Here is a 15,074-nt window from a genome sequence, read left to right on the forward strand (position 1 = left end):
ATGTATCGAGTCATTGCCGATGAGCACGACTTTATTGTTATTAATAAGTCAACTGAAGTGCATTTTCATAGCCAAGATGGCAGCGCTGGCGTTGTCGCTCAAGCCGAGGCCGATCTCGGGATTAAGCTCTACGCCGTACATAGACTCGATACCCTGACCTCAGGGCTTATTATTCTGGCAAAGTCGAGTGCCGCTGCCGCAGAGTTTACCCGCATGTTTTCGGCGCATCTGGTGCAAAAGTATTATTTAGCGCTAGCAAAGGGTAAGCCGAAGAAGAAACAAGGCTGGGTGATTGGTGATATGGCTAAGTCTCGTCGTAGTATGCATAAACTGCTTCGCAGTACCGACAACCCGGCAATTACCCAGTTCTTTTCCCATTCTATTGCCGAGGGGGAGCGTTTGTATCTGCTCAAACCCCATAGCGGTAAAACTCATCAACTTAGAGTGGCACTGGCCAGCATAGGCGTGCCAATCCTAGGCGATACCCTTTACGGTGGTGAAGAGGCCGATAGAGGCTATCTGCATGCCTACAGTCTGCACTTTGATTACCAAGACAAACAGTATGAATATACCGTTGCCCCCGTCACCGGTGACCACTTCCAAGATAGTGCCGTTTGCCAGCAGCTTAACGTTTGGCAGCAGCCCCACCAATTAGACTGGCCTAAACTGAAAAAGGCTAGTGCAAGTTAATAGTGTTAACCCTATGTTTCCGATCGACGGGATAAGTTAATGGCTCGGTGAGCATTGTCGCTTATCTCGGCTTTTGCATTCACAATTCACTCGATAACGAGTAGGATAGGGGCCTTAAAAAGCCCTTACATTAGGGCTATGAATTTCTAGGTAGTTCAGACTGCTAAGTTACAACACTAAGGGTAGACTTTAACGTGCACAAGCGAGCCATATATCCAGGAACTTTTGACCCTGTTACCAATGGTCATGCCGATTTGATTGAGCGTGCGGCAAATTTATTCGAGCATGTCATCATCGGCATTGCGGCAAACCCTTCAAAGCAGCCTAGATTTACCCTTGCAGAACGAGTCGAGCTACTCAAAACGGTTACTGCGCACCTAGATAATGTCGAGGTGGTGGGGTTTAGTGGTCTACTCGTTGATTTTGCAAAGGAGCAAAATGCCAGCGTGTTGGTCAGAGGCTTACGCGCGGTATCGGATTTTGAATATGAATTTCAGCTAGCCAATATGAATCGTCGTTTAAGCCCTGATCTTGAAAGCGTGTTTCTCACGCCTGCAGAAGAGAACTCATTTATCTCATCGACCTTAGTGAAAGAGGTGGCTCTTCATGGTGGCGATGTGAGTCAGTTTGTTCACGCAGAAGTCGCAAATGCATTAACAAAAAAGGCTAACTAGTTGTCCATGCATAAGTTTATTCGGTTTTATATTGTTAGGTTCTTATCTGTTTTAGCCTTAGTCTTCTCAGGGGCTAGCATTGCAGCACCTTGGGTCGATACCTCCGATATCTATCTGAGAGCCGATATTCAAGCTCTTGCCGATGCGGGAGTCATTACCGTTCCGGTTAATACCTACCCCTTGATGTGGTCGGGGATTGGTGGTGATTTAGCCAAGGTAGAGCCCTCGACACTAAGTCCTGGGTTAGTAGAAGCCTTTGCTCGTGTGAATTACTACTACCGTAATGCGGTCGATAATCGCGGTAATACCAGTATTAAGCTTGCAGCAGCGAGTGACCCTGCGCGTTTTCAACACTTTGGCTCAGATTACCGTGAGCAGGGTGAGCTGGGCGCATCTTACGAGTATTTAGGTGAAAGGTTTGCCTATAAGATCTCGGCTTCAGCCAATTACAAACCGAGTGATGACGAAGAGTTTCGCTTCGATGACTCCTATCTTGCCATGGCGTTAGGCAACTGGATGTTTACCTTTGGCGCCGTCGAACAGTGGTGGGGCCCAGGTTTCGACTCGGCGCTACATAAGTCTAATAATGCCAGGCCAATGCCCTCACTCATGATGAGCCGTAATAATGCTCAGGCCTTCGAGACACCTTGGCTGTCTTGGCTTGGGCCTTGGACATTTACCGCTGGTATTAGCCGCTTTGAAGAGGAGCGATATGCTCCTAATGCACTGTTATGGAATTTTCGCGGCTCTATCCGCCCTTTTAGACAGTTAGAAATCGGGTTGTCGTGGACCACACAATTTTGTGGTGATGGCCAGGAATGTACGTGGGAAAGTGCCTTTAAATCGATCACGGGTCAGCGCGATTGCCGTGCCGATAACGTTGATGAAGTGGGTTGCAGTAACTACGGCAACCAGATGGCGGGTTACGACATCCGCTTTAGCGACACTTGGTACAATGTACCGTTTGGGCTTTACTACGAGAGAACCTGTGAGGATGCTAAAAGCTCTGCGCCATGGGATATCGTAGATTGTGGCTCGATGTTTGGTGCCGATACCCGCTTTAACTTAGATGGTCAGCAGTATAAGTTGTTTCTCGAGTATACCGACACCATGGTGTTCTGCGGCGAAGATGAGAACGCCTTCAACTGTTTCTATGAGCATTCAACTTATCAGAGTGGTTCACGTTACTATGGCCGCGCCTTAGGCAGCACCTATGACAGTGACGCCAATGTCTATGTTTTGGGCTTGATTGGTCAGTTTGCTAATAGCAAAGGTTTTACCTCGCTGCTGCGTTATGCTCAGCTCAATAAAGATGGTAAGAGTCCGAGCCATGGTTGGGCGCCACAACCTCTTAAAGAGGACTTGTTGATGCTGGAACTGAGCTATCGCATGCCAATTTGGAAGGGCATGATGAGTGTGGGTGGCACTGTGTCTCAATCAGAGTTTGAGGCGCAAAACAACGAAAACAATGCCACAGTATTTAGTACTTACGAGTACAAGTTCTAGCTAAATGAATAGAGCCAACGCCAAAAGCGTTGGCTTTTTCGTATTGAAAAATATGAGAACTGCAGTGCAGAAGATGGTACTTGTGCTGCTCTCTATTTGAGCCCATTTGCTAAAAATTACATAATGATGGGTTGAAGTAAGTTAGTATTTTTAAAGCTTATCTTTTTCTGTAAGTTACACCGGAAACTTAAGTCGTTTCGGTATAGAGAGGCATGGTGGTAGTAATAGAGGAAAGCCTGAATTTCCCTGCGCTCACCAAGAGTTAACACACTTCTTTGTAATGGTTTCAGTTAAAGATTGAACAGAGCTATGTTTTAGCTCTAACCACTTTTTGGAGTAAGTATTTTGATTTCAGTCGTAATCCCAGCAAAAGACGAGCAAGCTAATATTGGCCCTTTAGTGGAAGAGATCCATCGCGCCCTAAAAGACAAAACGCCCTTTGAAGTGATCGTGGTGGATGACGGCAGTAACGACGACACCTTCGGAGAGTTATTGCGTACAGGTGAGCGACTCGGGTGTTCAACGAAAGCGATTCGCCATGAAAAAAGTACTGGCCAAAGTACCGCGCTGCATACTGGTGTGCAAAACGCTAGCGGTGACATTATCGTGACATTAGATGCCGATGGTCAGAATGATCCTGCCGATATTCCCGCCATGTTAGATCTTATTCCCACCATGACTCACAGTGATTTTTGTATCGCGGGTTACCGTAAGAACCGTAAAGACACTTCTTGGAAGCGTTTTCAATCTCGCGTCGCCAATAAAATTCGTGATGCGCTACTCGGTGATGGTGTGCCCGATACTGGCTGTGGCTTAAAGGTATTTCCTAAAGCTAGCTTCTTGAAGCTGCCCTATTTCGATCATATGCACCGCTATATCCCTGCTCTTATTCGTCGTCATGGCGGCGAGATTAAAGTGTCGGTGGTGAATCATAGAGATCGTATGGAGGGTGAGTCTAAGTACACTGCGTGGAACCGCGTCTGGGTGGGGATTGTCGATATCATGGGAGTGATGTGGCTTAACCGTAGAACACGTTTACCCAATGTAGTCAAAACTGAGACGACAAGGGCTGAGTAGCGATGAAGCGCTTAGCTAAAACATTAGTCGTCATCGCGATACTAGTATTGCTGATGTTTGCTGCCCAGCAGGGGCTATTTGAGCACTTAACTGATAGCAACTGGGTAGGAAACTACGTCGAAAATAACGGAAACAGCGCCTTGGTTGTGCTGTTTCTTATGGGGGCAGCGTTCACCAGTGTGGGTGGACCCCGTCAAGTTATAGCGTTCGTATTGGGCTTTGCCTTAGGCGGTGTGTATGGCGCACTGCTAGCAACCTTATCAGCACTGCTCGGTTGTGTGATCACCTTCTATTTTGCTCGATTAACTTTCAGAAGCAGCCTTAAGAAACGCTTTAAAGATAAACTATTTCGTTTTGAGCGGCTGATCATTCATCGTACTTTTTTGAAGGTACTGATGATTCGATTACTGCCTATTGGCAGTAACGCCTTAACTAACTTATTTGCAGGCACGACGCATGTGAGTGCGTGGAAGTTTTTTGCGGGCAGTGGCGTTGGATATCTGCCGCAGATGCTTATTTTTAGCTTTGCAGGTGCCGGCATCGGTCTGTCAGATCATAACAATTTAATCATTAGTATCGTGCTGTTTATTTTCTCCTCGCTGATTGGTGCTTATCTGTATAAAACGCGCTTGCGTAAACAGGTCGATGAGATCGTCACCGATGAATAATAAGATTTAACAACAAGCTTTAACAACTGGCTTTAACAACAAGGTTTAATAAAAATGGTATTGAAATCGCTACAACAACGATTCAATAGTGATGACTATTATCAAGTGCTGAGCATGCTATTGCTGTTCGCCGCAGTGATTTTGCTTGTCGGCATTGGCTGGCGTTCTCCTTGGCCGGCCGACGAACCTCGTTTTGCCGAAGTGGCCCGAGAGATGGTGGATTCTGGTCAATGGTTTTTCCCACAACGCGGAGGCGAGTTCTATCCTGATAAGCCACCCGTGTTTATGTGGGCTATCGCGCTATTTTATGGCTTAACGGGCAGCTTAAAAGTCGCTTTTTTATTGCCGAATGCCCTAGCTGGTTTTCTAACGCTATTTCTGGTTTATGATCTAGGTTCGAGACTGTGGAGTGTGCGTGTCGGCCGCAATGCCGCCCTACTGTTGATGTTGGCTCCGCAGTTTTTAATTCAGAGTAAAAATGCGCAGATTGATGCCATGGTGATGTGTTGGATCACCTTGGGCTGCTATGGTTTGCTGCGACACTTTATGACGGGGCCTCATTGGCGTTGGTATTTCGCGGGCTGGGCGTTTATGGGGCTAGGGGTGATCACCAAAGGCGTGGGTTTCTTGCCACTGCTGATGCTGCTCCCGATTATCGCTTACGCACTAATCCAAAAAGATCTCTTTAAAGGCCGCCTTAAATGGTGGTGCCTAGCAGGGCCATTGGCGATGCTGGCAGTGATTGCCTGTTGGCTGGTGCCTATGGTGCTGATTGTCCAAAGTCAGGGCACACCAGAGCTGATCCAATATCAAAACAACATTCTATTTAAGCAAACGGGTGAGCGTTACGTTAATGCTTGGCACCATATCAAGCCTTGGTATTACTTCTTAGTGAGTGTGGTGCCGGTAATGTGGTTCCCGTTGCCGCTGCTGTTTATTGCTCACTGGCAACGAGTGGTTGCCAAGATCAAAGCTGAGCCTATCATTGCCATATTGCTGGTTTGGGTCGTGCTAGTGCTGGTTTTCTTTAGCATTAGCCCAGGCAAACGTGGTGTGTATATCTTGCCAGCACTGCCTATGCTCGCATTAGCACTATCGGCGATTATTACTGGTGCAGATACCAAGCGCTGGTTTGAATGGGGCCTAACAGGCTTACTCTGGTTGCTCGGATTGGTATTCACCACAGCTGGTGTTTTAGCGCTTATTCATCACCCCGCTATCGTTAAGGCGATGGCCGATTATTCGGCTGACTTAACGCATATGGGCTACCTGCTACTGACGGTGGGTATTATCTGGTTTGCAGTTCTATTGCTGCTGCGCCGTTCACAAGCCATGGTGAGAATGGGGATCAGCCTAGCACTAACCTGGATTGTAATGGGCACATGGGGCTACAGCATTTTAGAGCCTATGCGCACGCCGCAAGCCCTGATGGCCAATGCGGCTAAGGCGATAGGCCCAGATGGTCAGCTTGGTTTAGTTAAATTTAAAGAGCAGTTCATATTGTTCTCTCCGGTGGATATTACCCACTTTAGCTACCTTGCACCCCTTGAGCAGCAAGAGCGTAATGCATGGCAGTGGATGCATGAAGGAGATAAGCGCTTTATCTTAGTCGGCGATCATCAAAAGCTTAACTGCTTTAACTTTACTGGTGCGAAAAGCATGGGTGTTGCTCACCGTGATGACTGGGTACTGTTAAGCAAAGACAATCTGCTGCCCACCTGTGCCGAGCCTGATAAGCGTTATCAGTATTTCACCCCGACACCAGGACGGTGGATGGATTGATTTTAGGTCCTAGGTTCTAGGAAAGGCAGGGGCTAGGACCTAGGAAAGGCTAAGACGATACAAGCTGAGACGGTTCAAGCGAAGACGGAAAAGCATGTTCTCTTCTGTAGGTTGGGCTTTAGCCCATCAACCTTAGTTTAATATAAAGGGTTTGTCGGCATAAATACCGACCTACGGAAAGGCTGAGACGGTTTAAAAAAGGTTCTAGGAAAAGCAGGTTCTAGGAAAAACCTAGGAAAAGCTAAGACGATAACAGCTAAGACCGTACAAGCAAGGACGGTTAAAGCCGGGAAAGAATGTGTTCTTTTGTAGGTTGGGCTTTAGCCCATCAAGCTTGGTTTTACATAAAGGGTTTGTCGGCATAAATATCGACCTACGTAAAAGCTAAGCAGGGGCAAAGGTAGTGTTTTTGGCATTTGCTTTTGCTTTTCCTAGCAGGGCGCAGCCCGCCCTCGCAGCGCAGCGCCCTAGGATCTAGGTTCTAGGAAAAACCTAGGAAAAGCTAAGACGATAACAGCTAAGACCGTACAAGCAAGGACGGTTAAAGCCGGGAAAGAATGTGTTCTTTTGTAGGTTGGGCTTTAGCCCATCAAGCTTGGTTTTACATAAAGGGTTTGTCGGCATAAATATCGACCTACGTAAAAGCTAAGCAGGGGCAAAGGTAGTGTTTTTGGCATTTGCTTTTGCTTTCCTAGCAGGGCGCAGCCCGCCCTCGCAGCGCCCTAGGATCTAGGTTCTAGGAAAAATCTAGGAAAAGCTAAGACGATAACAGCTAAGACCGTACAAGCAAGGACGGTTAAAGCCGGGAAAGAATGTGTTCTTTTGTAGGTTGGGCTTTAGCCCATCAAGCTTGGTTTTACATAAAGGGTTTGTCGGCATAAATATCGACCTACGTAAAAGCTAAGCAGGGGCAAAGGTAGTGTTTTTGGCATTTGCTTTTGCTCTTCCTAGCAGGACGCAGCCCGCCCTCGCAGCGCCCTAGGATCTAGGTTCTAGGAAAAACCTAGGAAAAGCTAAGACGATAACAGCTAAGACCGTACAAGCAAGGACGGTTAAAGCCGGGAAAGAATGTGTTCTTTTGTAGGTTGGGCTTTAGCCCATCAAGCTTGGTTTTACATAAAGGGTTTGTCGGCATAAATATCGACCTACGTAAAAGCTAAGCAGGGGCAAAGGTAGTGTTTTTGGCATTTGCTTTTGCTCTTCCTAGCAGGACGTAGTCCGTCCTCGAAGCGCAGCGCCCTAGAACCTAGGTCCTTCTTTTAAAGCTTTTGGCACAAACTACAAAATACCGTTGCTCGCTGACCAAGCTTAATCTCACTCAGTAGATGGCCACATTGGGTGCAGGTCTCGCCGCCACGACCATAGACATGTAGCTTCTGGGCGAAGTAGCCCGGTTTACCGTCTGCATTGGTAAAGTCCTTCAAGGTGGTGCCACCTTGTTTAATGGCACTAGCCAAGATCTGTTTTACTTCACTGACTAAAATTTCAATGCGCTCGGCATCCACTTTACCCGCTTCGGCTTGCGGGTGAATGCCTGCTGCAAACAGCGCCTCGTTAGCGTAAATATTACCGACACCCACTACGATATGATTGTCCATCAAGCACAGCTTTATCGCCTTTTTCTTATTGGCCAAGGCTGCGAGTAGGTAAGGGGCGTTAAAGGCATCTGTCAGCGGCTCAGGGCCCAGCTTAGATAGTAGCGGATGCGCTTGCTCAGGTAGTTCACACCAGAGCCATGCCCCAAAGCGTCTTGGATCATTAAAGCGCAGTGCTTTTCCGCTAGCGAGCACCAGATCGATATGGTCATGCTTTTCCACTGGGGTAGAGGCGGGCAGAATGCGTAAGCTACCCGACATGCCCAGATGCACTATGGTGGTACCCGCGTCGGTATCAATCAGCAGGTACTTACCGCGGCGACGTACATTACGAATTGTTTGGCCGATAATCTGCTTAGCAATCTCGGGAACGGGCCATCTTAGTGACGGATTACGGACGATTAAGTCAGTAACTTGATTATCAATAAGGTAAGGCGATACACCTTGCCTGGTGACTTCAACTTCAGGGAGTTCCGGCATTTGCTTTCTCTTTTATGGTTATCTTAGTGATAGCTGCAGCTTCGTTATAAGGCAGGCTTAGCTTACTGCCTTGGATTACAGCCTTAGATTACGAGCTTAGTTTGCTTGAGCGCGAACAATGGGAGCTAAACTTTCTCGTAAGCTTGGAGGGATCTGGTACCAATTGCCCGCAGGTGACTTTAGCAGGCCTTGCTGACTAAATAAAATCCACAGCTGGGCATCAACCAGATCGTCGACTTGGATCACCAGTTCGACAGGCTCACCTTCAGTCTCAGGTTTATCGGTTAGAGCTGTAATATGCACTTGATCCCACGCATTAGCCCACTCTAAACAGTTGAGCACTCTAGCGCTGCATTGCCAGCCAGACTGGCGTTTCTGCAGCCAAAGCTCGCCATATTGTAGTTGTGACAATGGTGCTGACTTGTCGAATAGTGCTTGGGTCTGCAGTGGCGTTATCTTACTGTTATCGTCAATGACGGTCAGCACCGATATCATCAAAATAGATGCGAGGATGATGATGGTATTCCACTTCTTACGGGATAAAGCCATGATTGTTACTTCAGCTTTTTGTTTGATATGGGTATCTGATAAGTGTATCTGCAAGTTGATGTAACCACAAATTATGCTAACGGTGGGTGTACCGTCATTTACCACTTTTTGGTGCATCAGGCTGCGCCTGACTTTTAAGTTAGACTGCGTCTAACAACTCGATCAATCAAACTTCGTTTGATAAATCTATCAGGCTGCACCTGACCAAAGTCGTGGGATTCCATCCCAGATCGCCGCTTTGCAGCGGTAAGCAATCAAGCTGCGCTTGATAAAAATCGTGAGCTTCCAGCTCACACTCGGCCAAGAGGGGATCAACAGCAATCCCCTCTTGCCTAATTCTTTCACAAGAGTCCCCGCCGCCCCAGACGAAGTTGTTGATCCTCATACTCCAATAAAAATCGCCTAACGGCTCAGATGGGACATCCATGTCCCCCCGAGCCTGAACCATCATCCATGATGGCTCTACGGCATTACTTTAGATAAAGAGTCATCTGCGTATTTCGGCAACTTCGATGGGGAAGTCGGTGTTTTCCGTAAGTTCACTATGAACGTCAGTCTCGAATTTTTATTGAGAATTCAATGGGTGATGTTTGTGCTTTTCTAACCCGTGTAGATACGGCTGAAGCCTTCGGTTTCAGGGATGAAACCGTAGAGCTCACAGGGATGTGCTTGCAGCGTGCTTCAGAAGTGTCTGCACATGCGCTGGCCGCAGGCCATTGGAACTATTGATGTTGGAAGATACATCAAATGCAGCCTAAGCATTGATGAAGCAAAGGTTCACCGCTTTGGGTGAGCCCTACCTCTGCACATGCGCTGGCCGCAGGCCATTGGAACCACTATGTTGAAAGGGGTATCAAGAACTACCTAAGAATTGATGAAGCAAAGGTTCACCGCGTAGGCAAAACAAACCACCAACAGCGAGCAAACTGTTCAAGCAACAGTCAGTCACCAGTGGTTTTATGAAGCGAAAAATCTGAGATTAAGAGCTCAGAACCAAGGGGTTGATACTCCACTGCTTAGCAAAATTAAATGTGAAATATTACGGATATTCACCTATACCTATTGAGTGCTTTATTTTTATACACCTCGTATACACCTAAGCTTTATATGGAGATAGATATGGTGCCCTTCAATAAAATATTTGCTCTTGTCTTTTTAAGTTTCATATTAACAGCTTGCGGTGGAGATGATGGTGATGGCCCCGTATGTCCTAACAATGTTCCCTGTGAATTAATCAACGATAATGCAGCGCCTACAGCGGCTGTTATCTATGAGGTCTCTCTAACCGTTACCGATGCTGAGGGTAATGAGATCTCATCTATCTCCTCGATAAATCCGGGTAAGTTGGTCGCTAATGTCAGTGGTATCACCGAGTCTGTTATTGTCACCTTTGGCAGCACGCTTGGAGAATTACCCATTACAACCGCAGTTACCGATGATGAAGGTAATGCCAGTGTGGTTATCTATGCCGGTAGTGAACTCGGAGCCGGAACGGTAACCGCAAGCCTTGTGTCTGGTGAGCAAGATACGGCAATTATCGTCATCGGTGCCACCAACTTAGAGATTGGCAGCGGCGATCCACTTCAACCTGGTGTTGCCGAGGTGAGCACAAGTTCGCTGTCGGCGGGCGGCACTGCGAGTGTGTCTGTGATGATTGTCGATGAACAAGGGCAGCCTTTTAAGGAAGCCATAGACGTTTTCTTTAGCTCTGGTTGCTCTTTACTGTCGACGCCGTTAGCGGAGATGAGTTCGCCGGTGATGCTAGTCAATGGCGTCGCAACGAGTACTTATCTAGCCAAGGGCTGCGTTGGTGACGATACCATTAATATCAGTGCCAACGCTGGGGGGATCAACCTGTTTGCAACCGGAAGCATTAGTGTTCTGGCGGCTGAAAGGGGCAGTATTGTATTTGTTTCGGCGACACCGAGTAATATTGGTATCTTGGGCTCAGGAAGGGGGGAGTCATCGACGGTTCTATTTAAGGTGCTGGATACCAATGGCAACCCTGTCAGTAATGCTTCAGTGAATTTTGCTTTGAATACCGAAGTTGGTGGACTAAAAATACAACCTACACAGGCGAGCACCAACGGAAGCGGTATAGTCCAAACCATTGTGACCTCTGGTACTGTGGCGACTCCGGTAAGAGTCACGGCAACTATCGACAGCAGTAATCCACTTTTATCCAGCCAATCTAGTACCCTAGTCGTATCGACCGGGATCCCAGATCAAAATAGTTTTTCACTTTCTGCAGAGATCTTAAACGCCGAGGGCTGGAGCTATGATGGCGAGCAGGTGCAGGTGACCGCTAGGTTAGCCGATGCTTTCAATAATCTCGCACCCGATGGCACCGCAGTTTCATTTGTCACCGAGGGAGGAGCAATTGGCCCTTCTTGCTTCACGGAAAGTGGGGAGTGTAGTGTGACTTGGACGAGTCAGAACCCACGCCCGCTAAATGGCCGTGCGACGATTACGGCTACTGCGATTGGTGAAGAGTCGTTCCCAGACTCTAATGGTAATGGTCGCTTCGATGCTACCGAGATGACGGCCTTTTTGGCGCAAGATGTCGCGGGGCGCTCAAATGATATGGATGAAGCCTTTAACGATTACAACGAAGATGGCATCTTCAATGAAGATGGGCTAGAGGAGTTGATAGACTTTAATGGTGACGGTGCATTTACTGTGCGAGACCAGCTCTATAATGGTGTGTTGTGTAGCGATCCTGTCCATAGTGGCTGCGCTGATGGAGTCTCTAACTCCAAGTCTATCAATGTTCGAGGTAGTCTAGTTTTGATCATGTCGGGAAGTACTGCATATGGAAGTGATATTACTGTGCTAGACAGTGCAAATGACAACGGCGATGGTGTATTGGACTTATATGGCAAAGAGACGGGGCAGGTTTCACTGATCATAAAAGATATCAATGCTCAACAGATGCCAGCCGGAACTAAGGTGAGTATCAGCGCAACGGCAGGAACGGTTGTGAGTAAAAGCAGTTACATCTGGCCTTCGACTAATGCTTCAGGCGGGCTAAGTTTTGGCATACTCGTAAAGGGGGAAGATACTGCAAACTCGGGTGCACTGTTAATCGAAGTGCAAACGCCAAATGGGGTGGATACTTTGGTGACTACTATCCCGATTACCATTCATTAGCCATTTCTCTCGATACCATAAAGGGCGCTTATAGTGCCCTTTATTTTGCTTTCAATCTTCGCTTGACCTCTAAGTTAGACTTCGTCTAACAATTAAAGTAGTGGCGCTTCGTTCCACATTGGTAATGCATCAGGCTGCGCCTGATTTTTAAGTTAGACGGCGTCTAACAACTCGATCAATCAAACTTCGTTTGATAAATCTATCAGGCTGCGCCTGACCAACGTCGTGGGATTCCATCCCACACCCGGCAAGGAGGACTGCTCGTCCTTATCAAGAACATCCTTGTTCAATGGCCAGTTCGCCGTCCATGGCTCTCGCTCAGAGAGTCCATATTTATGGACTTCGCCCTTGCATCCACCATGACGCCCCGACGAAGTTGTTGATCCTCATACTTATGGATAAATCACTAACGCTTCCGATGGGGCATCCTGCCCCGCGAAAGCTAACCCGACATCCCTGTCGGGCTCACGTGATTTATTCCAACGTATTTCGGCAACTTCGAAGGGGAATCGGTGTTTCCTTTAACTTTTGAGTTGATATTGGTCGTGCTGTGTCTTTGTTTTTTTCTTTCTTTTTATAGGTCTAACGCAGAAGTTGAAAAGTTGTGCTTTTCAAACTCGGTGTAGATGCGGCTGAGGCCGTCGAAAACATGGATGTTTTCGTTGAGCGGTCAGGGATGACGACAAGCGAGCCTCAGAAGTATCTGCACATGCGCCTGCCGCAGGCAATTGGAACCACGATGGAACGACTGTAAGCATCGAGAAAAAAATTCAAAAATTAATAACTAATAAGATGCATTTCATCTCTGATATCTTAAGTTTTTTTAAAACCTGATTTATGTATTAGTTTATTTGCAACAGTTACTTAGTGGTGATAACGTGGGTTGGATATTAAGAGGGAATCATGCCGCTATAGAATAAACTTTAGTGGGGTTTATGAAACATTGGAGTTAGCTTTTAGATGGATAATAATTTAGTTAATGTGTGTTATGAAGGTACTTCTGGTGAAACTGATATTAGAACGCTTTACATAGATAACATACTTCATTTTTCGCTAAATGATGTTTTTATTCTTTTAAATAAAGAAAACAAAGGCATGGGGGAAAGGAATCCTGCAAGATATATCCCTAATTTAATAAAAAGCCAAATCCATGATTTAGATGACGATGAATTTAAGAATCTGCCACATCCAAAACCAACTCCAGGGTTAGAAGTGGAAACTTTTGTCACCCAACCAGGATTAAACCGTGTAATGGGGTCTGATGACTCTCCAGCAGGTCGTAAATTTCAGCGTTGGTTGTATCACGATGTTGTACCCTCGTTAACGAAGCATGGAGTATATCCCGCACCTATAACTCCGCAAGGTTCTGCTTTATCACAAATGGCTGAAATTATTGCTCAAAACTCAAGAGCTCTAGCTGATACGATTCTAAAACAGGATAAACTAGAGCAGGAAGTAAAGGCTGTTAGTGGTGATATTTCTGAAGTAAAAGAACGTATTGAAAAACTTGAAAGTAGTAATTCTCAAAATGAATATAGACTTACTGTACGGCAGTGGTTTGATAATCAGGTTTTGGCTTTATCAAGTGCTAAGGAATTGGAAATAGTTACGTGGTGCGAGAATTTAAGCCTTCGTCATAATAAGCCAAGGTTGGGTTGCCCTTCTGGAGAGCGTTTAGCTGCAAGGTTTTTTGAAGAGGTTATTATTGATGCTAAATCACTAGTTGAAAGGGCTCGTGGCTAATTTATTTCTGGGGACGTAGCCCTAAATAAAACAAAACCCGACAGTGACGTCGGGTTTTGTGTATATAGCACAAGCTAACAATCAAACTCTGTGGCTGCAGAAAACACCAGACCACCAAACAAGCGACAATTAACTGTTCAAGCAACAGTTAAATCAACCACCTGTTGCATTCATAAACCGCAAGATCTGCGTTTCACCATTGGGATCAAAATGGTGCTCTTTTGGCTTGTGCTGAATGCCTTCTAGAATCGCGACTTTGAGCTTTTCAATATCACCGGGGAATTCACGCACAATCGCTTTGAGATCGACCGAGTTTTCATTACCTAAGCAGAGTAGCAGTTTGCCCTCTACCGTGACGCGGACGCGGTTACACTCGTGGCAGAAGTTATTGCTGTGAGGCGAGATAAAGCCCACATGAATATCGCTGCCGGGCATGGTGTAGTAACGCGCTGGACCGCCGGTGCGTCTATTGGACTGGATGAGCTCATAACGCTGTTTGATGATCTCTTGGATCTCTTTGCTGCTGCAGTGACGGCTGCGCTTACGCTCATCAATCACCCCAAGTGGCATCTCTTCGATGAAGGCGATATCTAAGTCGCGTTCGCGGCAAAACTCAATCAGATCTAAGACTTCATCATCGTTTTGGCCGCGCAGGATCACCGCATTGACCTTGATCTTCTTAAAGCCTGCGGCAATAGCGGCATCGATACCGGCGATAACGCGATCGACTTTGCCGTTACGAGTCAGCTCTGTGAATAGGTCCGGTTTTAACGTATCTAGACTGATGTTGAGTCGATTTAAACCGGAATCGTGCATCTCTTGCGCGAAGCGGGTCAGGCGCGATCCATTAGTTGTCATCGACAACTCTTCAAGCCCTGGTAACTTACCCAATAGCTTCACTAGCTGATCGCAGTCAGTGCGCACTAAGGGCTCACCACCAGTTAAACGAATTTTCTTAACACCTAATTCGGTAAAGGCTTGGGCGACCCAAGCCAATTCCTCTAGGCTAAGTACATGTTCCCGGCCTAAAAAGCAGGGATCTTCACTCATGCAGTACACGCAGCGAAAGTCGCAGCGGTCTGTGACGGATAGCCGCAGGTATTCTACCGTGCGACCAAAAGTGTCAACGATTAAACTCATACTAACTACCTACATGACCC

12 protein-coding genes are annotated in these 15,074 nt (G+C 46.8%); 9 read left to right on the top strand and 3 right to left on the bottom strand.

What is annotated here, in order from left to right; genetic code table 11:
* The 6 genes from SHAL_RS00680 (at position 1) to SHAL_RS00705 (ending at position 6,397) form a co-directional block, all read left to right on the top strand.
* Entirely contained in the window at positions 1 to 690 is a 690-nt protein-coding gene (locus SHAL_RS00680; RefSeq protein WP_012275267.1) for a TIGR01621 family pseudouridine synthase, read from the top strand.
* Between the two features lie 194 nt (positions 691 to 884).
* A complete protein-coding gene (gene coaD / locus SHAL_RS00685) occupies positions 885 to 1,364 on the top strand; it encodes a pantetheine-phosphate adenylyltransferase (RefSeq protein WP_012275268.1) in 480 nt (159 codons plus the stop codon).
* Between the two features lie 6 nt (positions 1,365 to 1,370).
* Positions 1,371 to 2,870: a capsule assembly Wzi family protein gene (locus tag SHAL_RS00690; RefSeq protein WP_012275269.1), complete on the top strand. Its 1,500-nt coding sequence runs from the start codon at positions 1,371 to 1,373 to the stop codon at positions 2,868 to 2,870.
* 345 nt (positions 2,871 to 3,215) lie between these two features.
* Positions 3,216 to 3,947 (top strand): glycosyltransferase family 2 protein, encoded by a 732-nt coding sequence (locus tag SHAL_RS00695; protein WP_012275270.1) that lies wholly within the window; start codon positions 3,216 to 3,218, stop codon positions 3,945 to 3,947.
* Positions 3,948 to 3,949: 2 nt separating this feature from the next.
* The gene (locus tag SHAL_RS00700) at positions 3,950 to 4,615 is read left to right on the top strand and encodes a TVP38/TMEM64 family protein (protein WP_012275271.1); all 666 of its coding nucleotides are present in this window, start codon (positions 3,950 to 3,952) and stop codon (positions 4,613 to 4,615) included.
* Positions 4,616 to 4,675: 60 nt separating this feature from the next.
* A complete protein-coding gene (locus SHAL_RS00705; protein ID WP_041416190.1) occupies positions 4,676 to 6,397 on the top strand; it encodes an ArnT family glycosyltransferase in 1,722 nt (573 codons plus the stop codon).
* 1,259 nt (positions 6,398 to 7,656) lie between these two features.
* Here the strand turns inward: SHAL_RS00705 and mutM are convergent.
* Together mutM and SHAL_RS00715 are read right to left on the bottom strand one after the other, a co-directional pair.
* Positions 7,657 to 8,472, bottom strand: coding sequence for a bifunctional DNA-formamidopyrimidine glycosylase/DNA-(apurinic or apyrimidinic site) lyase (gene mutM / locus SHAL_RS00710; RefSeq protein WP_012275273.1), 816 nt, complete (start codon positions 8,470 to 8,472; stop codon positions 7,657 to 7,659).
* Between the two features lie 96 nt (positions 8,473 to 8,568).
* Positions 8,569 to 9,021, bottom strand: coding sequence for a hypothetical protein (locus SHAL_RS00715; RefSeq protein ID WP_012275274.1), 453 nt, complete (start codon positions 9,019 to 9,021; stop codon positions 8,569 to 8,571).
* A 579-nt stretch (positions 9,022 to 9,600) separates the two neighbouring features.
* Here SHAL_RS00715 and SHAL_RS23180 point away from each other — a divergent pair.
* From SHAL_RS23180 to SHAL_RS00730, 3 genes are all read left to right on the top strand, one after another.
* Positions 9,601 to 9,750, top strand: a complete 150-nt coding sequence (locus SHAL_RS23180) for a hypothetical protein (RefSeq protein ID WP_190273617.1) — start codon at positions 9,601 to 9,603, stop codon at positions 9,748 to 9,750.
* 390 nt (positions 9,751 to 10,140) lie between these two features.
* Positions 10,141 to 12,171: an Ig-like domain-containing protein gene (locus tag SHAL_RS00725; protein ID WP_012275275.1), complete on the top strand. Its 2,031-nt coding sequence runs from the start codon at positions 10,141 to 10,143 to the stop codon at positions 12,169 to 12,171.
* Positions 12,172 to 13,131: 960 nt separating this feature from the next.
* Positions 13,132 to 13,914 carry a BRO-N domain-containing protein gene (locus tag SHAL_RS00730; RefSeq protein WP_012275276.1) on the top strand — a complete coding sequence of 261 codons (783 nt, stop codon included), beginning with the start codon at positions 13,132 to 13,134 and terminating at the stop codon, positions 13,912 to 13,914.
* A gap of 153 nt (positions 13,915 to 14,067) precedes the next feature.
* On the opposite strand, the gene moaA is transcribed toward SHAL_RS00730, so the two are convergent.
* Positions 14,068 to 15,054, bottom strand: coding sequence for a GTP 3',8-cyclase MoaA (gene moaA / locus SHAL_RS00735; RefSeq protein ID WP_012275277.1), 987 nt, complete (start codon positions 15,052 to 15,054; stop codon positions 14,068 to 14,070).
* Positions 15,055 to 15,074 lie beyond the last annotated feature (20 nt).

This window comes from Shewanella halifaxensis HAW-EB4 (genome assembly GCF_000019185.1).
GTDB lineage: Bacteria > Pseudomonadota > Gammaproteobacteria > Enterobacterales > Shewanellaceae > Shewanella > Shewanella halifaxensis.

Bases quoted from the DNA above. Each gene is read 5' to 3' on its own strand.
- SHAL_RS00715 (WP_012275274.1), bottom strand. From the start codon at position 9,021: ATGGCTTTATCCCGTAAGAAGTGGAATACCATCATCATCCTCGCATCT.
- mutM (WP_012275273.1), bottom strand. From the start codon at position 8,472: ATGCCGGAACTCCCTGAAGTTGAAGTCACCAGGCAAGGTGTATCGCCT.
- SHAL_RS00680 (WP_012275267.1), top strand. From the start codon at position 1: ATGTATCGAGTCATTGCCGATGAGCACGACTTTATTGTTATTAATAAG.
- SHAL_RS23180 (WP_190273617.1), top strand. From the start codon at position 9,601: ATGGGTGATGTTTGTGCTTTTCTAACCCGTGTAGATACGGCTGAAGCC.
- SHAL_RS00725 (WP_012275275.1), top strand. From the start codon at position 10,141: ATGGTGCCCTTCAATAAAATATTTGCTCTTGTCTTTTTAAGTTTCATA.
- moaA (WP_012275277.1), bottom strand. From the start codon at position 15,054: ATGAGTTTAATCGTTGACACTTTTGGTCGCACGGTAGAATACCTGCGG.
- SHAL_RS00690 (WP_012275269.1), top strand. From the start codon at position 1,371: ATGCATAAGTTTATTCGGTTTTATATTGTTAGGTTCTTATCTGTTTTA.
- SHAL_RS00700 (WP_012275271.1), top strand. From the start codon at position 3,950: ATGAAGCGCTTAGCTAAAACATTAGTCGTCATCGCGATACTAGTATTG.
- SHAL_RS00730 (WP_012275276.1), top strand. From the start codon at position 13,132: ATGGATAATAATTTAGTTAATGTGTGTTATGAAGGTACTTCTGGTGAA.